Below are 18,822 nucleotides of genomic sequence, written 5' to 3'. Positions count from 1 at the left end.
CATGTCCGACGCCAGGAACCCCGCCACCGGCGCGATATCCGCCTCGGAATCGCCGACCTGCTCATTCGATCTCAGCGGCGTCGATCGCAAACACTTCGGCGCATGAAGCGGCTTTTGCCGCCAACGACGCTCAGGGTGCGATCATCCCAAATGATCGAGCAATGCCGTCGCGAAAACATCGTTGTGATCGCCGGTGAGCATATGGCCCACGCCTTGCGCCTCGAGAATCTCGACATGCGGCGTGATCTCGCGGAAATAGGCGGCTTCGTCCTCGGTCACCAGGTCGCTGAGCGTACCGCGGACCATCACCACCGGCACCGTGATGGTCCGCGCCATCGCCTCCATCAACGCGCCTTCCGAAGGCGGGCTGAGAAATTCGGGCGCGACCGTGCGCGGGTCCCATTGCCAGAACAGCCGGTCGCCCTCGCGTCGCAAGACCTTACCGAGCCGGGCGGGATCGCTCGTTCCGGGATGGCCGAGATGCGTATCCAGCGTCGCCGCCGCCTCTGCGACGTCTGCAAATCCGGCTGCGCTGGCGCGAAAGAAGCCACGGATGCGCTCGACGCCGCGGTGCTCGATCCGCGGCGCGACATCGGCCAAGAATACCAACCGCACCCGCTCCGCCCGGCGCGCACCGCCCACGAACGCCGCCTGCCCCCCGCGCGACGCGCCAACCAGCGCGACCGACCCCTCCAGGCTATCGACGATCGCCTCGACATCGCGCGCGATCGCGTCGAGTGCATAGTCGCCGTCCGCCGCCCAGTCGCTTTCGCCATGCCCGCGCAGATCGACGCTGAGCGCGCGATAGCCGGCATCCGCCACCCGCCGCGCCGCGCCGCGCCAGCTCCGCCGGCTCTGCCCGCCGCCGTGAAAGAACAGCACCAGCGGCGCGGCGGGATCGCCGAACGCGTCCGCCGTCAGCGTCAGCCCGTCGCCCGGTAACCTTACGCGCTCGATACCGTCCGCGCCGATGCTCACTCAGCGGCGGCCGGCTCGGCAAACCGGCCCGGCGAAGAATGCCATCTGCCGTCGCCGTGACTCTCATAGGGCTTGGCGACTTCGATCAGCACGCCGTGCGCGCTCTTCGGGCTGACCCAGCTCCAGGTCTGCCACGGCATGTCGGGATCGTTGTAGGTCTGGCCGCCATTGACCACCGCGATCCCCTCGGCATCGAGCTTGGCCATCGTGCCCGGCACGTCGTCGACGGTGAAACAGAGATGATGGACGTGCTCGCCCTTCTCCTCAAGCCGCTTGCCGAGCGGGGTGCCGGGCGAAGGCTGGATGAACTGGATCTCGGTGGTGTGGTTGGCGACGAAGGTCGCCCATTTCATGCCGGCGTCGGCGCCGCCCTCGAACTCGTCATATTTGACGATCGGTTCGGCCAGCGCGCGCGGATCGAGCACGCCGAGGATCTTGGTCCAGTCCGCAATGGCGGTGTCGATATCCTTCACGAGCAGGCAGACATGGGCGAATGGACCGCTGGGCATGGAATTTCCTTTCGTTGGATCAGGGAAGGCGCATCGACGCGGTGCCGGTGATCACCGGGCGGCCGTCGCCGGCCACCAGAGCGATCGTGCAGGTTACCGCCCCGTCGGCGATGGCGGTGATGGCGCCGCTCGCGACCACACGCTCGCCGGCATAGACATTGTCAACGAATCGCGACTCGATCGCGGTGAGGGTCGCGCCCGGAAAGGCCGCCGCCAGCATGTTCATCACATAGGCCACATTGGCCGGTCCCTGGTTGATCACCCGGTCGCCGAGCCCCTTCGCCTGCACCACCGTGGCATCGAGATGGATCGGATTGGGATCGTGCAGGAACACCGCCCATTCCTTCATCGCCTCCGCATCGACCGGATCGACGACGAACTCGGGCAGGATATCACCGACTGCAGTCATGCGAGCTCCTTGCGCGGCAATACCCATATATTGTCAGCCTCCAGTATGACCGCGCCCGCCGCATCGTGCAGCCGGAGCCGGTAGTCGAGCACGTCCATCACCCCCAGCTTGCGGCTGCGCTTGCGCACCAGCCCGGTGATTTCGCCGCTGACCCGATAGGGTTCGCCGATTCGAATCGGCCGCGCAAAGCGAACGGCGGAACTGCCCATCATCGGTCCGTCATCGACATCGAAGTCGCACGCCGCGCAGAGCCCGGCGACGGTCTTGCCCATGCCGACCTGGGTGGCGATGAAATAATAGATCGGGTGCGCGCTGCCATCAGCGGCTGGCTCGACGCCCGTCGAGCGGCACAGGGCGGCGTTCTCGGCGGCGTCGACCGTGAACGGCTCGGTGCCGTCGAGCGACATGCCGGCAACGTCGGGCGGGGGCGGCAGATCGGGCAGGGTCGCCATCATCGATACCTCATCAGAAGGACCGCGGCAGGCCGAGGCCTGCGGCGATCGTGTTGCGAACCTTGAAGATCGGCGTCATCCGCAGGGTGCGGTGGCCGCCCCAACCGCGCTGCATGTGCGTCTCCGCCGAACAGACCATGCCACCGGGACTCTGCACACTGAGGTGCGCGGCGTTCACCGCATGTCCAATCGCGACCATCGAGCGCATGGTATCAGGGGCATCCGGCATGCATGGCCGAAATCGTATCGCCGTGGGCGGGGCCGCCACCCATCCGGCGATAGGGTCTCATGCGAAGCGCGCATGCAACGGCTTGAACGCGCGCATGAACAATCCCTGCAGCCGCGGCGGCTCGCGTTCCGCATCGAGCCGCACGTCGGGCAACCGATCGAGCACCGCGAGCAGGCATTCGCGCATCTCGGCGCGGGCCAGGCCGGCGCCGACGCACGAGCGTTCGCCCCAGTTGAAAGCGAGATGGTCGGTCACTGGGCGACGATCGAGATCGAAATGCGCGGGGCAGCCATATTTGGCCGGATCGCGGTTGGCGGCAGCATTGACCAGCACCAGCGTGTCGCCGGCTGCCACCGCAACGCCGCCCACCTCGCTCGCTTCGGCCGCGATCCGGTAGCGATATTGCACCGATCCGTAGAGCCGCATCGTCTCGTCGACAAAGGCGCGCAGATGGCTGCGGTCGGCCTGCAGCTTGGCCCGAGCATCGGCGTCGGTCAGCAGCACGTACAGGCAGTTGGCGATGCCATAGACGGTGGTGTCGCTGCCGCCGAGGAAGATCTCGCGGCAGATGCCGAGCACCGTCTGCTCGTCGATCGCCTCGTCGGACGGCGCCTCGCGCCAGATGCGGCTGATGAAATCGGTGCCGTCGCCGGTGCGCCGCGCGCGGATCGCCGGCAGCAGGATCGCGTTGATCGCGGCGCTCGCCTCGAGCGCACTGCGCTCGAGCTCCGGGGCATAGTTGCGGCCGATGAACGCCATGATGTCGTCGTGCAGCGCCAGCACCCGCGCGACCAGAGCATCGTCGCGCCAGTCAAGCCCGAGCAGCCCGAGCGTCACTGCGGGCGGCACCCTGGCCGCCAGCTCGGCGAACAGTTCGGCCTGTCCCCGTCCCTCGATCGCCGCCATGCACGCCGCGACCACCGGCACGACGATGTCGCGCCGGTACGCCTCGACTGCGGCCGGTGTCAGCAGTTTGAGGTGGAAGCGCCGCAGCCGATCGTGCGCCGCGCCGTGGGTCAATGTGATGTTGCCCATCCCGCCCTTGATCGCGACGATCGTCGGCGGCGCGCCGACATAAGGGTTGGTGAAGTGCGCCTCGTCGCCCTCGACCAGCTTGCAGAGCGCATGATCGACCACCAGCCAGCCGCCGACGCTCGCGTCCCACACAACGCCGCCCTGCGCACGCACCTGCTCGAAGAAGGCGTAGGGCGAACGATCAGCGGTATCGAGCAGGCCGCTCATATCTTGTACCCGATCGTCATGCCGAAGGTGCGCGACTCGCCACCGTAGCGGATCGGCACGAGCAGCGTATTGGCGAGATCGAAATAGCGCGCGTCGGTCAAATTCTGGCCGAAGACGGTGACGCGCACTTTGCCCAGATCGGCCGAAGCGCTGGCACCGAGCGTCCCATAGCCGTTCACCTTCAGCGAGGGCGTATTGAGCACGTCGGTGAAGTAGCTGCTGCGGTAGCTGTAATCGACCCGCAGCGCGAGATCACGACCGTTGATGGGGATGCGGTAGGTCGCGGCCGCATAAGCGTTGAGCTCGGGCACCTTGTCGAACTTCAGCTTCTTGGCGAGTACCGCGTCGTCCGGCTGTATGCCGGGAATGCCGTTGACGTTGAGATTCTCGAACGTCTCAAACTTGGCGTCGGTATAGCCGATATTGCCGTTGAATTCGAGCTGCGGCACCGGCTGGACGGTCAGTTCAGCCTCTACCCCCCGGATCGTCGCCGAGGCGGCGTTGGTGATGACCTGCAACAGCCCCACGAGCACCTGGCGCTGGATGTCGTTATATTTGGTGTTGAACGCCGCGACGTTGAACCGCACCCGGCGATCGAACAATGTCGATTTGACGCCGATCTCGGACGAGCCGGCGCTTTCGGGATCGGCCGGGGTTACCTGTGCGAAACTGGTCGCGCGACCGTTGAAATTGCCGCTGCGATAGCCCTTGGTATAGGAGGCATAGGCCAGAATAGAGGGAGTCGCCTGCCAGGTAATGCCGGCCTTGGGCGAGATGTTGTCCCAGTGGCGGACATAGGTCTGGCTGGCGCTCGAGCAGACGTCGAAGCTCGGCCCGACGCAGGTCGACAGCGGCGTCGAGGTAAAGCTTTTGCGATCGTAATTATAGCGAGCGCCGGCGGTGAGCGTAACATTGTCGAACAGCTTGAAATCGACGTTGGCGAAGGCCGCCGCCGTCTGTTTTAGCTCCTTGAACTGCCCCTGGATGTAGGAGATCGTGTTGACTCTCGCGCCGATCAGCACCGAGCCTTGGCGGCGGCGTTCGAGATTGTAGAGATCGAACCGGTCGAAATAGGCACCGACCAGCAGCTTGACCCGATCCGAGAAGCTGGAAGCGAAGCGGATCTCCTGGCTGTTCTGATAACTTTCGGCGCGGTTGTCAGGAAATTCCAGGATCGTGAAGGGCGTGCCGTCCGAGTCGAACCCGAAGTGATAGTCGGTGTGGCGGAAGGCGCTGATCGAGGTGATCGTCCCCACGCCGATGTTCCAGTTCACCTCAAGCGCGATCCGCTCGGCGCCGGTCCTCTGGCCCTCGTAGAAGTTGTTGTTCGCTTCGAACGCGCCGGCCGGCGGTGTATAGCCGAAGACCGTCAACAGCGCCGCGCTATAGCCGGGCACCGGCTGCGAGGCCGATGTCTGGCCGCGGCTGCGGACGAGTTCGCCGAACAGCGCCATGTCGAATGCACTTCCGGGCGGCGCCCAGGTGAGCGTCGGCCGGATCGCCAGCGTGCGAGTCTGAGGGAAGTTGCCGGTGGCGGTGCCGGGTTCGGTGCCCGATGGGTTGTTGACCGAGGGCACGAACGTACCGCCGTTATGATCCTGGATCGCGCCGTCGCGGGTGCGATACAGCACCGCGATCTTGCCGCGCAGGCTGGCATCTGCATTGAACGGGGTGGAAAGCATGGCCGACAGGTCGAAGCGGTTAAGGTTGCCGATGGTCACCTCCGCCTTGGCTTCGGTCTCCGCCCCGGGGCGGCGGGTGCGAAGCACGACCGCGCCGCCGATCGTATTCGCGCCGAACAGGATGCCCTGCGGCCCACGCAAGATTTCGACCCCCTCGACGTCGAAGGTGTCGAGAATCGACGCACCCTGAAAGTCATAGGTCATACCGTCGACGCTCAGCCCAACTGCGGGATCGACGCTCAACTGGCTACCCGAGGCGCCGATGCCACGAATCTGGAAATTGGCGAAGCCCGGCAGCGTCGAGGATGATTCCAGCACGGTATTGGGCGCGAGCCGCGCGACCTTACTGATATCGTCGGCCTTGGCGATCGCGATCAGCTCAGTGGGGATCGCGGTGATCGCGATCGGCACGCGCTGCGCCGATTCCGCGCCAGTCTTGCGAGCGGTGACGACGATGTCCTGGATGCCGCGGGCCGACGTCGCGGGCTCTTCCTGAGCAGCGGGATCGACCGCGGCAGGCGCGGTCTGCGCCTGAGCTGGCCCCATGTTCAGCCAGATGGCTATGGCCGCGCCCGCGACCGTCGTCGCCCCCCTAAATCGCTTCATGCCCTCATCCCCGTATCGCTTTTTTATTGTGACCGCTCTCTGGCGGAGCGGGATCCTCGTGCTGCCTGTCGCTCGACAGGTAGCCGCCCGTGATGCCGGCCCTCTTATGAGGACCAGGACGCGCGGATCTCCATCTTGGCCTACGACTTCGTGTCGAAGAGCATGTCGGAATACCCCAGCGTGTCCGCCGAACCGGGGGAAGATCGGGTTCGTTGGACAGTGCGGGCAATCGTTCAGTCAGACGCCTACGGCTTCCGGGATCTTCGGGCGGCTGTGGCAGGCTTGCCCGGCTTTTCGACGGGCATCGTAGGATCTTTGCCCAGGAAAAGCTCGGCCACCAACGCCCGGAACCAGCGCACCGCCGGATCGGAGTGGACCCGCCGGTGCCAAAATTGCTGGAGGTCGATCGGCGGAAAGGCGATCGGGGGCTGCAGCAGCCGAAGGCCGGCGATACCGGCATAGGTCGTTCCGACGGCCCTGGGCACGGTGGTAATAAGATCCGATCGCGCGATCAGCAGCGGCGCGCTCATGAAATGGGGCGACTGAAGCTTGATCTCGCGCGAAAGCCCCTGCTGCCGCATCGTCCGCTCGACGAGTTCCTGGCTGCGGCCCTCCTGCGCGACGACGATATGGCCGAGCGACAGGAACTGATCCAGCGTCAGCTCCCCGGCAACATCCGGGTGATCGGACCGGACGATGCAGACGAAGGGATGCTCGAACAGCTTCTGACGGTAGAGCGCGGCACCATCGAGATCCGGGAAATAGCCGAGCGCGACATCGACGGTCCCTTCGGCCATGGACCGCTCAAGCTCTTCCGGGCGCATGGAATAGCATCGCACGGTCGTGCCCGGCGCGCGTACGGCGAGTGCAGCCAGCAGCATCGGGAGGAAGGTCAGCTCGCCGATATCGGAGGTGCTGATCGTAAACCGCCGCGCGCTTTCCGCCGGATCGAACACCGGCGCGTGCAGAAGCTCCGCATCGACCGTTGCGAGGATGCGCCGGATCGGATCGCGCAGCCGCTCCCCGGCCGAGGTCGGTTTCATCCGGTTTCCTTCCCGGATTAGCAGGTCATCCTTGAACGCCGTACGCAATTTGGCGAGCGCGAAACTGACGTTGGGCTGGCTGATCCCCAGCTTGCGGGCGCACGCGTTGACCCCGCCTTCCTCAAACAGCGCGTTGAGGATGACGAGCAGGTTCAGGTCGAGTTCGCGGTAATCCATATCGCTGATTTAGCGTATCCGCATAACTAGCGATACGGATTAGCGGCAGGCGCGCTATGCTGCTCGCTAAGCACATAGATGCCGCAAGGAAAGGACGATTGTGACACTGGATCAGACCGCCGGGAAAGCGCCAGCCTTCCTCTTTGATGCCTGGTATGTCGCCGGCTGGGCCGACGATCTCACGCCCGGCTCCAAGGTCGGACGGACGTTTCTCAACCAGCCGATCGTGCTCTTCCGAACGGAAACGGGGGCGCTCGGTGCGCTTGAGGATCGCTGTTGCCATCGCGCCATGCAACTGAGCCACGGGCACGTCGATGGGCAGATCCTGCGCTGCACTTATCACGGCATGGAATATGGCACGGACGGGATCTGCACACGCATTCCGGCGCAAGAAAAAATTCCGCCAACGGCGCGCGTGCGGAGTTACCCGCTCGTCGAGCAGGACGCGATGCTATGGATCTGGATGGGGGACGCCCAGCGGGCCGATCCGGCAACAATACCCGCGTATCCGGTGCATCACGATCCGCGCTTCGCATGGCGCGGCGCGCATTTCCCGGTGAACGGCAACTGGCAATTGCTCATCGACAATCTGATGGATCTATCCCACCTGCCCTACATCCATCCGAAGACCATCGGCGGCAATCCCGAGTTGCACTTCAAAACAAAGACGGAAACGACGAAGCTGCCGAACCGCGTTCGGGTCGAGCGCCGTATGCCGGCGTCGGTGCCGCCGCCGACCTATGTCACGGCACGCGGCTTCACCGGCCTGGTCGACCGCTGGCAGGAAATCGAGTTCGAGCCTGTGCTCATTCGTATCCACACGGGCGCATGTGACGTGAATACCGGCGCGTATGAAGGGCGCCGCGAGCACGGATTTTCCATGCTGGGCTTCCACGGGATAACGCCCGAAACCGAGCGGACCACCCATTATTTCTGGTCGATGGCGACCAACGTCCTGGACAACGACACGCCCGACATCGTCTTCGAACAGACGGCGGCAACCTTCCGGGAAGACCAGGAGGTCCTTGAGCTTCAGCAAGTACGCATGGAAGCGGAGCCGGAGCGGCCGCTACTGGATATTGCGAGCGACACCGGCGGGCGCGCCGCGCGCCAGTTGATCCGGCGCCTGATGGCTGCGGAGCGGCAGGACGTCGCCACCTGAGTTGACCCGGTGAGCAATTGTCGGGCAGCATTGTCGAGCGCGAGGTGACGCAATGACGATCTAGGCTTGCTCCAGCACTTACTCCAACGTCAGCGCCCAAAATCGTCGCCATCATCAGTCAAGAGCACGAGATGGCCGACTTGGGTGCAATCATTCCAGCCGGATGACAGCAGGGTCAGATGCTGTGCGACAACCTGGCATGGAGCGACTGCGGGCAGCACGCGGCCTCCAGATCACTCATGCAAATGGGCCACGAATGGCTCGAACGGCCCGGCCGGATCGACATCGACCGATTTGAGAGTGGCCGTATCGGAATAGGCTCGATCGCACAGCACAACCATATATGTTAGCAACGTCAGCCCGTAAAAGCCGGCAGCGACCAGCAGAACATAGACGATGTTGGTGCTGGCCACGGATGATGCCACCAGCGGGCCGAGCGCCAAGCCGACCAACTGCAGTGGCAGCGTCAGCGGCGCAAGCCTGCGGCTTTCATCGAGCGCCGCCAACAAGCCGGTGGCAAAAGGGGTGGAGCCTTGCCACAGCGAGCCGAATGCGGTGAGGAGAAGCGTGAAGAAGAGCGGGCTGCCGCTTTTCTGCAGCATCAGCGCGATGATAACCTGAAGCGCAGACACCGCCAACAATGTCTTCAGCATCGGTAACCGCCAGCCGATCGCCGCGACCAGCGCGCTGATGATGAATTGGCCCATGATCGCGGCACTGACGGCAAGGCCGATGGTTTGCGGAGTGAGGCCCAGGCTGACCCCGAGCAGATCGACGTATGTCCAGGCCGCGCCAAACCCTGCGGTCCCCAATAGCACCCCGGCGAGTGCTGCAACGGTCCAGGGTGACCAGCGGATGCGCTCCACCACCTCGGTCGTTTCCTTTGCGAAATCGTCCCGAATGAAGAAAGCGCACACAGCGCATATCACCCCTACCAGCGCGACCGAGGTAAAGCCGGCGCCATTCCCGAAGTAGGGCATGAGGCTCGTGGGGAGGAAATACGCCAACAGCAACGGGGGCGGCACACTGACCGCCAGAAATATGCCCGATAGCCTTGCCGGGTTTGGAGCGTATCCAATCGACAAAGCCACCACCGCGACCAGCACGCCTTGGCTGACCCCAGCAATACTGCACGCCCAAAAGATCAGGCTGAAATTGGGCATGAACCAGGCAGCGAGATTGCCCAGCGCCATGACCAAACCCGCGGCAACCACGATCCAACGATCGCCCGACCTCTTGAGGACTTTCAGGCCCAGCATCATGCCTGCTGCGCTAAACAGGGTCGAGCCGGTAGCCGCCCAGCCCAACTGCGCGGCATCTATGCGCCCGGCCGACACCAAACTGCCCATGACGATCGGAATGATCGCGAAAAAGGCTAGGCCGCCGGTTCCAATCGCCATGCTGAGGGCAATTGTGCGATTAGACTGAAACGCGGCGTCCTGAGCCATATCGAGGGTCCTATGATTATACTTTTTTCAGCTCATCTTCGTGCAATCGTCGCGTGAAACGACGATTGCACGGAAAGACCCTTCAGAACGTAAACTTCACGTCTACGCCATACGTGCGCGGCTCACCAAGCGCAGTGAACACCTGATTGGTAAATGACCGGATGTCCTGCATGGTGCTGACATAGTGCTTGCCCAGCAGGTTCCGGCCCCATGCCGAAAGCTTTACGCCTCTTTTCTTGTCCTCTAGCGCAATATTGCCATTGACCAGCCAGAAGCCAGGTTGGCTGGTCGCCTCTTGCTGGAAAATATCAAAATAGCGACGACCAGTATAGTTCGCCTGAGCATTGAACGACAGGGAATGCCGCTCATCATCTACCGCAATAACGGTAGCCCCGGTATCCAGCGTCCACTTGGCGGCACCAATCAATCGATGGCCCTCAACCTGTGCGCCCCCGATGATCCCCTTGCCGTACGTGCCATCAAGATAGCCGCCGCTCACGTTGAAGCGCAACGCGTGCACCGGCTGAAGGGTGATATCAAATTCACCACCCCAAATCTTGGCAGCCGGAGCGTTGAACAGCGTTTGGATAATGCTCTGGTCAAACGAGCCCAGGGTTTGCTGGTTCTTGTAGAGGTAGTGGAACACAGCACTGTTGACGGTTAGCTTACGATCAAAAAGCTGAATCTTCTCGCCCACTTCGACGGCATAAACCTTTTCGGGATTGGCCGCAGTGATCTGGGCAGGCGAGTTGAAGGCCAGACCGTTGAAGGACGAGCCTCGATACCCGGTGCTGTAGCTGGCATAGAGCAATGTGTCGCGGTTCGGCTTATAATTTGCGCCGAGCTTGAAACTGACATTGTTGTCGACCTTGCGCTTGATCGGCGACTCCGTGATCGTGACAAGGCCTTCATGCAGTTCGGCACCGGTCATACCATCATGAAAGTCGTAATAGGACCGATATTGCGGAAGGCGTGCCACATCATGCGTGTAACGAACGCCGCCGACCAGATCGAGTTTGGGGGTGACATGATAGTTGGCGTTCACATAGACTGCGGTGCTATCCTTGATCTGGGTCAGATTGTTGACATAGCGGCAGCCGGTAAAGCCATCTTGTGCGCAGGATGATGCTCCAGGGTTAGCGGGATCATACGTGCCGTCCTGAAACAGGAATTCGTCCTGTTCACTGAAGCGCACCTTTTCATGGTTATAATAGGCACCGCCCAGAAGTTCGAGCGGCCCCGCATCGTAGCCCAATCGCAGATCTTGCGCATACGCGGTAACGTTTGAGAGATCCCCGATATGGACCAGCTTAAACGGGGTGTTGTCCACGTCTTCGTCGTTAAACAGGCGACCATGATCGTAAGAGCTGATCGAGGTCAGCGACAGACCTTCGGACAGGCGCTGCTTGATGGTCAGCGAGGCGCTCTTCGTATCGCTCCGCAGGCTCGAAGATTCGCCCTTGGCATTTTCATAGAACCCCAATCCTGACCGGTCGAAAGGCGGGTTCGTGAAGAAAACGCCCTCCGGCCCGTTCCGGCTTTGCTCGGGAATGCCCGTCGAACGAATCCGGCCGATTGAGCCGCGCAGAATGATGTCCGTGTCCGTGTTGGGGTGGAAACGCAGACTGCCGCGAAACGAATAATTGTTTTTGCCGCCGGTATCGCGAACGTTGGGTTCAATTTCATGGCCCCAACCATCCGCCTTCTCGTAGCGGCCGGCAAAGCGAACGGCGAGGGTGTCGCTGAGCTGCGTACCGATAGCGCCCTCAACCTGCTTACGGTTGTAATTACCGTAGCCGGCAGAAATATAGCCATGCGTACCGTCGAATAGCGGCGTCTGTGTATAAAAACTTACGGCGCCGCCAGTGGCGTTCTTGCCGTAAAGAGTACCTTGCGGGCCGCGCAACACTTCGACTCGCTGCAAGTCATAAAGCTGCAACGCCTGAACGGCAGCGACGCCCTTATAAACTTCATCGACGTAAATCGCGATCGGACTTTGCTGGTTCATAGCATAGTCGGACATGGTAACGCCGCGGACAACGAACGCGGGCTGCGCCTCACCAAAGGGGGCAGTAAGGGAAACGTTCGGAAGCTGTGCGCCAAGCTGGGTCACATTCGTGATACCAGCTTTGCTGAGCTGTTCTCCCGAGATAACGCCCAACGAAATCGGCACATCCTGCGCACGATCCGAGCGCTTCTCCGCCGTCACGACAATTTCGTTTTCCATTACAGGTGTTGCGACGGTCGACTGGGGCGGTGCCAATTGGGCCTGAGCGAGCGCCGGCATGGCCGAAGTAATGGACAAACAAAACGTGGTTAGTTTGATGCCGTTTAACATTGAGTATCCCCTTAAAATCCCCAAACTTATAGTTTGTTTTCATTGGTGAATATTGGCGAGCAAGTCACTTTTCTGACAACAAAAGAAAAGCGGGTTATTTGATCTTTACACCCCTCTCGCCGTCGGCACAGGCGATCCGCCTGGCACGCTGCCCGCTCCGCCATAACGATCTGAATCGGGCCTGGCGGCCGTCGCTCTTCATGCGACTTACGTACGCGTCAGTCAACATATATTACGCGTGTGAAAAACTTGCCATCAAAAAAGTATGACCCGTTCCGTCCCGGCGTGCTTGGAGAACGCCTTTTACCAAGGAACCCACGCGCTCACTGCCGCACTCCGAGGCACAAGAGGGCCGAAGAAGGCTTTTTAAAATCGCCAATGTCGTCAAATTTCTGGCCCGATGACGGGGTCGCGCGGAGAGCTTGCGATAGACTATCGCGCGAAGCTCGCGCCCAAGGGTATCACGCGTGACGGAGAGCGCGAACTCATCCCATAGCCACTGCGCCAGATCGACAAGCCGCCAGCGCAGCACGCCATATTGGCCCTCGCTCCACAACCGCCGCAAGCCGGGTCCGCTGTTCGGTGTTCAGAACCAGCGCCACGGCGAAGCAGATTTTCTGTGATTTGGGAGTCTCAGGCGTCAGTCAGGCTCAGGGCCCGTGGTGTTCTTCGTGACGACTGGCACGATATCCCGAGGTCGTGGAGAGGACCCGCCACAGGCGAGCGCGATCCCGTCACAAGTTTATGGAAAAAACGAAAAGTGGGTCACCCCATTCGCCGGGGTGGATACCCGTTCAGTCCAAAGGTTCGGGCAGCATTCGGTCGAGGGTGCGGTCCCGCACTATGACGACATGATACAGCACGCCCGCCAAGTGTAGCAGGATCAGGCCATAGATCAGCCATTGCGATGAAAGGTGAAGCCACTGCGCGAGCGCCTCGATCTTGGGGCTCTTCCCGAAAAGCGCTGGCGTTTGAAGGATATTGAACAGCTTGGGTGGGTAGCCACCTGCGGTCGAAAACACATATCCGGTCGCCGGCATCCAGATGAGTGTCGCGAAGAACACTGCGTAGGTGCATTGTGCCAGCCTGTGATCCCACCTCGGCTGACCAGGAAGCGGCGGGGGCGGCGGAGCTTTGAGCCGCCAGACCAAGCGGAACGCGGTTACGACGAGCACGAACAAGCCAAGCGTCTTGTGCCATTCCCAGAGCGGCAGCAGGGCGACCGAGTCGGGCTGAACATGCATAATCCAGCCCAGCACGATAATGACAAACATCATCACGGCCGTGCCCCAATGCATCAACTGGTGCATCCCGCTGTAGCGCCCAGGCCGCGTTACGATCGGCGCTGCCGGACCTGACGTATCCGTCACCTCGCCCACACTCGGCGCTATGGGCAATTTCAAACTCATGCGATGCTTCCCGGCTTTTCCATTGGCTCGACGAGCATCATCATAGCCTTCCGTCAATCATTCTGTGCCCCCCGCGTAGACCAAGTACGACTGTCACGAGGCCGCAGCGGTGAACAGACATTACGCGCTTGCACCCTGCACCGTCGGTCGCGCCGGGATGACGCGGATGCGCAGGCTTCCGACCTGTTCGACCGTAGCATCAATCAGGTCGCCGGCTTCCACCGGCCCGACGCCCGCCGGAGTTCCGGTCATGATGATATCGCCTGGGTAGAGCGTGTAGATCGCGCTGGCATATTCGATCAGCCGGGCCACGCCGAGAATGAGCAAATCGGTGTTCGCGGACTGCCGGGTTTCGCCGTTCACGGTGAGACTCAGCCCAAGCTTATCCGGGTTTTTGATCTCGTCCGGGGTGACGAGCCACGGCCCCAACACGCAATAGCCATCGGGCGATTTGCGATAGCTCGGTACTTCGGCACCGCGCACCGTCATATCGAGGCCGACCGTGTACCCGGCGATGTAACCAAACGCATCGTCACGCGAGACATGGCGAGCCGTCTTGCCGATGACCACCACCAATTCGACTTCATGGTCGGTCCGGCGATCTGCAAACGCGAGGCTTATGTCGTCCGCAGGACCGATCAGGCTGCTATTCGCCTTTAGAAACAAGCCATAGGCTTCCAACGTCGTGTACGTTCGGCCGGAATTGATCTCGGCGTCGGCGTTCGCTTCAGCGATGTGCGCGTGATAATTGACCGGCGCGCCGATGATCTTGTTCGGGTTGGCGACCGGACTTTCCAGGCGCACGTCCGCAAGCGGCACGACCGGCATTTTCGCCAGATCAATACCGCTGGCATGAACAGCAGCAAGCTGGGCGATGATGGCGTCGCCCGCTGCCGTCGGCCAGGATAATTGCCGGTCGAATAGGCTCGTGACGTCGTGGATCAGTTCGCCCTGAACGACACCAATCCGATCCTTGTTGAAGCGGCAGAATTTCATCGGTCAGCCTTTGCTTTCGCGCCACAAGCCGAGCTTTTCATGCACTGGCTGGTCGGAGAAGATGAACAAAACGGTGTCTTCCAACGCCTCGAAAACCTGCGACGTCCAGCCGGGCATGGCGAGGATGTCGCGCTCCCCCAGCTCGATCCGCGTGTCGCCGATCGTCGCCGCGACCCGTCCCTCGACGATCACCGCCACTGCGCCGGCGGTTGATTTATAAGGCTGTGTCGAGAACCCGGCAGGCAGCAGGCGCATACTCGCCCCGATGGTCGGTATGGCCCAGTCGCCATTGGTCGGATTGACGTATTTCAGTGCGAACCCATGATGCGGATCGGGCGCGCCGCTGCGGGCAATGCTTTCCAGCGCCGCGCGCGTCCGCGCATAGGGATAGTTGAAGATCGGCGACGTCACACGCGTGTCGGAATCGATCGGCAGCAAACCCGCGCCGTAGCGTGCGTCAGCATCGCCTTCGGGCCGGGTGACAACCTGAGCCGATTCGTTATATTCCTCACGAAAGCCCGCGCCCAGGAACCGCACAAGCGGAACATCCAGGCCATCCATCCAGACCACAGGCCCCTCCCCGTCATGGCCATGATCGTGCCAGGTCCCGGCGGGGGTAATGATGAGGTCGCCGGGATGCATGGTCGTGCGCTCGCCATCAACCGCGGTGAACGCGCCCTGCCCTTCGATCACGAAGCGGAGTGCGGACTGGCTATGCCGATGGGCCGGCGCAATTTCACCGGGAAGGATGAGTTGGAGCCCGGCATAAATCGTGTCGGTAATCTGCGATGCACCCGGCAGGCCGGGGTTCTGCAGGACCAGCACACGGCGCTCGGCCTCTTCAGCGGAGATGAGCGAACCAGCTTCCATAAGGCGTGGCCGGACCTCGGCATAGCGCCAGGCATGGGGAACGGCTTTCGGGCGCGGCTCGCTTGGCACCAGACCTTTCAGCGATTCCCACAAAGGGCCAAGGCTCTCACGGTCGAGTGCGTCGTAAAAAACGCTGCGATCCGCCGCAAGGGCCGCATCACTGCCGAGGGGCAAGCTCATGCCGCCTTCCTGTCAGCGCGCGGGCCGCGATCAGGCAAGGAAGGTCCGTAACCGAAGAGTGACATCGTGATCCCCATCTGCTCGATCAGCCTGCAGGTCGCCTGTGTCGGGGGATGCCGATTCATGTCGACAAAAGCCCTTCGGCATCTCTAAAACTTACCTTCACGTCAGTCAACACGCATAATTACTTCAAAGTGTCGAGCAGCGCCGGCTTCGTTGTTCGACGGTTTTGAAGCGCGTATGATCCATTGGTTCGCATGACCTGTTCTACGGGGTACAATTCTGCCCAAGGTCTTATATTTGCTGAACAAGTAATCGGTGCAGCCGGGGAACTTTGGCACGGGTCAACGTCAATTCGCCTCTCGGGCGGAGCCCTTTGCTTGGGGCAATGACCGTTGAGCCCGTGCCAATACGCTTAGATGGTATGCCCGAGCACCGGCACGCGAGGGCCTGTCCTGACAACCGTCGATTTCAATTCCATATACTCGTACAGACCATCGAGACCATTCTCTCGCCCGAGCCCGCTCTGTTTGTAGCCACCGAGCGGGAGCTGCGGGGCACCATCCAGATAGGTGTTGACGAACACGATGCCGCTGCGGAACCGACGCGAGACGGTCAACGCCTTGTCGATGTCTTTTGTCCAAACACCGTTAGCCAAGCCGTATTCGGTATCGTTGGCCAGGCTCACGGCCTCGTCAACGGTATCGAACGTCGTGACGGTGAGCACCGGCCCGAACACCTCATCGCGGAACAGTCGCATGTCGGGCCGCACGTCAGACACGATGGTCGGCGCCATGAAGAACCCATCCGGGAACGCACCGTCCAGCCGCTTGCCGCCCGCCAGGACCGTGGCACCTTCCTCCTGCGCAGTCTTCACATGCTGCACCAAGCCCTCAAGATGCGCTTGGTGGATGAGGCTGGCGATGTCCGTCTGCTCGTCAAGCGGCAGGCCGATCCGAAGACGCGCGGCGCGGGCAGCCAATTGTTCGAGGAATGCAGGTGCTATTGCGGATTCAATGAGCAGGCGCGCGCCAGCAACACATGTCTGCCCCTGGTTGAACGTAAATCCGAAGAGAACGCCGTCCAGCGCAGCTTCGATATCCGCGTCGGCAAAGACGATGTTCGCGGCCTTTCCACCCAGTTCCAGCGCGACTTTCTTGACCGTACCGGCCGCATCGCGAAGGATTTGCTTGCCGACGGCGGTCGAGCCAGTGAACGAGATCATGTCCACATCGGGATGCGTTACGATCGCGCTACCGACGGCGCCGCCGGTGCCGGTGACCACGTTGATGACCCCGGCGGGCACCCCTGCCTCGGTCGCTAGCGCCGCGACTTCCAGGGCGGTGCCGGAGGTAAATTCCGACGGTTTCAACACAACCGTACAGCCCGCCGCGAGGGCGTAAGGCAATTTCTGGAAAAGCGTCAGAATCGGAAAATTCCAGGGCGTGATGAGGCCAACGACGCCGCACGGCTCCCGCGTCACCAACCCCATCTTGTCGGGGCCTAGATGGGTGAACACATGGCCGGCGATCTGCCATGCCAACGCCGCAGCGTAACGGGTCAGGTTCGCCGCCGCCATGATCTCGAAGCGGGCAAACCGGATCGGCTTTCCGACTTCCTCCGCTTCGATCGCAGCCAGTCTCTCGACGTTAGCGTCGATCAGGTCGGCAAAGCGATTCAGAATCGCAGCCCGCCCTTCGCCCGTCGAGTCGGCCCATCCTCCGTCAAATGCCGAACGGGCCGCAGCGACCGCAACGTCGACGTCGCGTCCGTCGCCAGCGGCGTAATCGGCAAGATGCCCGCCATGCGCCGAAGAATGCCGCCCAATTACGCCTTCGCCCAGACTTTTTGTGGGCGCGCCATCAATATAATGATCGTAGCTGCGAACGACTGACATCGGACATAACCTCGCTGTTTACAGACCAGCCCAGGGGCGGGCCGTCTCGCCAAATTTTCGGCGTGAGCCGCTCGCCATGTGAAGGGCGACAAGCGGATAAGATTCCGACGATCTCCGACCGTGCTTCAACGCCGTGCGTGCGGTCGAAGGCTTGATACCAACTGCCACGTCAGTCAATATGTCGATCGAAAATTTCTCGGCTCTTGGCTTTTAATACCTGCCCGAGGCTCACAGCGGCCTACCGCATATACTGACTTGCAGGTTAGGGTTAAAGTCCGTACGAAGGGTCAGGCTAGTATGCGGCGTGCGTGAGTCCGCACCCATACGCGCAAACACGAGGGGCAAAATGGTAGACGGAAGGAAGAAGCTCGCGGTGATCGGCTTCGGCGCCATGGCGCGGAACCTTCGCGCTTCTTTCAGGCGTTCTGGCGGAGTGTTCGATATTACGGCCGCGCTTGTGACCGGCACCCATGCCATCGATACCTCCGATGAAGGGGCTCTACAGTTCTTTCACGACCCGCTTGCCCTTGTTGCGTGGGAACCGTCCTTAGTCGTCGAGTGCGCTAGCCACGGCGCCGTTCGCGACGTGGTCCCGGTCCTGCTCCGCGCAGGCATCGACACGGTCATCGTGTCGATCGGTAGCCTGTCCGACCCCCTGTTGCGTAGCGAACTGGAAGCTGCCGCCGTGGCTGGCAACAGCCGGCTTACGGTCGCATCGGGCGCCATCGGAGGCCTCGATGCGCTCCGCGCCGCAAGGCTCGCCGGACTGTCTTCTGTCGAGTATCTCGGAGCCAAGCCGCCAGCAGCATGGCGAGGCAGTGCAGCCGAAACGCTTTGCGACTTGTCGTCCGTCTCGGATCGCACCGTATTTTTCGAAGGAAACGCGGAGGAGGCGTCTCGCCTTTTCCCAAAGAATGCCAATGTCACGGCGGCCGTTGCACTCGCCGGAATCGGGTTTCAGAAAACCAAAGTAACCCTCGTCGCGGATGCTCAGGCGCACCTGAACAGCCATGAGGTCACAGCGCGCGGTGCCTTCGGCGACTTCAACATCTGCTTACACAATGAACCGCTTACGGAAAACCCAAAGACGTCCAGATTGGCTGCGCTAAGTATCGAGCAGGCAATCATGCGTCACTTTGAGCCGGTCGAAATGTAAGTTGGAAACAGTGCTTGCCCTAGATGCAGGGCGAGGACT

17 protein-coding genes are annotated in these 18,822 nt (G+C 61.8%); 2 read left to right on the top strand and 15 right to left on the bottom strand.

Annotated elements, in window-relative coordinates:
- Positions 1 to 141: 141 nt before the first annotated feature.
- From EWE75_RS15115 to EWE75_RS15080, 8 genes are all read right to left on the bottom strand, one after another.
- The gene (locus EWE75_RS15115) at positions 142 to 978 is read right to left on the bottom strand and encodes an alpha/beta fold hydrolase (RefSeq protein WP_130158949.1); all 837 of its coding nucleotides are present in this window, start codon (positions 976 to 978) and stop codon (positions 142 to 144) included.
- On the bottom strand, positions 975 to 1,487 hold the full coding sequence (locus EWE75_RS15110) for a VOC family protein (protein ID WP_231708366.1): 513 nt from the start codon (positions 1,485 to 1,487) through the stop codon (positions 975 to 977). The genes EWE75_RS15115 and EWE75_RS15110 overlap by 4 nt, the downstream gene beginning before the upstream one ends.
- A 19-nt stretch (positions 1,488 to 1,506) precedes the next feature.
- Complete coding sequence (locus EWE75_RS15105; protein WP_130158948.1) at positions 1,507 to 1,896, bottom strand: MaoC family dehydratase; 390 nt, start codon at positions 1,894 to 1,896, stop codon at positions 1,507 to 1,509.
- Positions 1,893 to 2,351, bottom strand: coding sequence for a hotdog family protein (locus tag EWE75_RS15100; RefSeq protein ID WP_231708365.1), 459 nt, complete (start codon positions 2,349 to 2,351; stop codon positions 1,893 to 1,895). Before EWE75_RS15100 ends, EWE75_RS15105 begins: the two co-directional genes overlap by 4 nt.
- Before the next feature lie 10 nt (positions 2,352 to 2,361).
- The gene (locus EWE75_RS15095; protein ID WP_130158946.1) at positions 2,362 to 2,577 is read right to left on the bottom strand and encodes a hypothetical protein; all 216 of its coding nucleotides are present in this window, start codon (positions 2,575 to 2,577) and stop codon (positions 2,362 to 2,364) included.
- Between the two features lie 57 nt (positions 2,578 to 2,634).
- Positions 2,635 to 3,819 carry a cytochrome P450 gene (locus tag EWE75_RS15090; protein ID WP_130158944.1) on the bottom strand — a complete coding sequence of 395 codons (1,185 nt, stop codon included), beginning with the start codon at positions 3,817 to 3,819 and terminating at the stop codon, positions 2,635 to 2,637.
- Positions 3,816 to 6,107: a TonB-dependent receptor gene (locus tag EWE75_RS15085; RefSeq protein WP_130158942.1), complete on the bottom strand. Its 2,292-nt coding sequence runs from the start codon at positions 6,105 to 6,107 to the stop codon at positions 3,816 to 3,818. The genes EWE75_RS15090 and EWE75_RS15085 overlap by 4 nt, the downstream gene beginning before the upstream one ends.
- Positions 6,108 to 6,352: 245 nt before the next feature.
- Complete coding sequence (locus EWE75_RS15080; protein ID WP_130158940.1) at positions 6,353 to 7,327, bottom strand: LysR family transcriptional regulator; 975 nt, start codon at positions 7,325 to 7,327, stop codon at positions 6,353 to 6,355.
- A gap of 100 nt (positions 7,328 to 7,427) precedes the next feature.
- On the opposite strand from EWE75_RS15080, the gene EWE75_RS15075 reads away from it, so the two are divergent.
- Positions 7,428 to 8,489 (top strand): aromatic ring-hydroxylating dioxygenase subunit alpha, encoded by a 1,062-nt coding sequence (locus tag EWE75_RS15075; protein ID WP_206364778.1) that lies wholly within the window; start codon positions 7,428 to 7,430, stop codon positions 8,487 to 8,489.
- A 233-nt stretch (positions 8,490 to 8,722) separates the two neighbouring features.
- Here EWE75_RS15075 and EWE75_RS15070 read toward each other — a convergent pair whose 3' ends face one another.
- The 7 genes from EWE75_RS15070 to EWE75_RS15040 all read right to left on the bottom strand — a co-directional run bounded on the left by EWE75_RS15070 (position 8,723) and on the right by EWE75_RS15040 (position 17,627).
- Positions 8,723 to 9,937 carry an MFS transporter gene (locus EWE75_RS15070; RefSeq protein WP_130158938.1) on the bottom strand — a complete coding sequence of 405 codons (1,215 nt, stop codon included), beginning with the start codon at positions 9,935 to 9,937 and terminating at the stop codon, positions 8,723 to 8,725.
- A gap of 82 nt (positions 9,938 to 10,019) precedes the next feature.
- The gene (locus tag EWE75_RS15065) at positions 10,020 to 12,275 is read right to left on the bottom strand and encodes a TonB-dependent receptor (protein WP_130158936.1); all 2,256 of its coding nucleotides are present in this window, start codon (positions 12,273 to 12,275) and stop codon (positions 10,020 to 10,022) included.
- Between the two features lie 232 nt (positions 12,276 to 12,507).
- The gene (locus tag EWE75_RS26260) at positions 12,508 to 12,807 is read right to left on the bottom strand and encodes a helix-turn-helix domain-containing protein (protein ID WP_165388402.1); all 300 of its coding nucleotides are present in this window, start codon (positions 12,805 to 12,807) and stop codon (positions 12,508 to 12,510) included.
- Positions 12,808 to 13,069: 262 nt separating this feature from the next.
- A complete protein-coding gene (locus EWE75_RS15055; protein ID WP_165388401.1) occupies positions 13,070 to 13,684 on the bottom strand; it encodes a cytochrome b in 615 nt (204 codons plus the stop codon).
- A gap of 120 nt (positions 13,685 to 13,804) precedes the next feature.
- Positions 13,805 to 14,680 (bottom strand): fumarylacetoacetate hydrolase family protein, encoded by an 876-nt coding sequence (locus tag EWE75_RS15050; RefSeq protein WP_130158930.1) that lies wholly within the window; start codon positions 14,678 to 14,680, stop codon positions 13,805 to 13,807.
- Positions 14,681 to 14,683: 3 nt separating this feature from the next.
- Positions 14,684 to 15,730, bottom strand: coding sequence for a gentisate 1,2-dioxygenase (gene gtdA / locus EWE75_RS15045; protein ID WP_130158928.1), 1,047 nt, complete (start codon positions 15,728 to 15,730; stop codon positions 14,684 to 14,686).
- A 415-nt stretch (positions 15,731 to 16,145) separates the two neighbouring features.
- Positions 16,146 to 17,627, bottom strand: coding sequence for an aldehyde dehydrogenase family protein (locus EWE75_RS15040; RefSeq protein ID WP_130158925.1), 1,482 nt, complete (start codon positions 17,625 to 17,627; stop codon positions 16,146 to 16,148).
- Between the two features lie 346 nt (positions 17,628 to 17,973).
- Here EWE75_RS15040 and EWE75_RS15035 point away from each other — a divergent pair, with 346 nt between their 5' ends.
- The gene (locus EWE75_RS15035; protein ID WP_130158923.1) at positions 17,974 to 18,783 is read left to right on the top strand and encodes an aspartate dehydrogenase; all 810 of its coding nucleotides are present in this window, start codon (positions 17,974 to 17,976) and stop codon (positions 18,781 to 18,783) included.
- Positions 18,784 to 18,822 lie beyond the last annotated feature (39 nt).

The sequence above is a fragment of the Sphingomonas populi genome, assembly GCF_004208535.1.
Taxonomy (GTDB): domain Bacteria; phylum Pseudomonadota; class Alphaproteobacteria; order Sphingomonadales; family Sphingomonadaceae; genus Sphingomonas; species Sphingomonas populi.
Note: the sequence above shows the minus strand (reverse complement) of the source record. Positions and strands in the feature narration are given on the sequence as shown.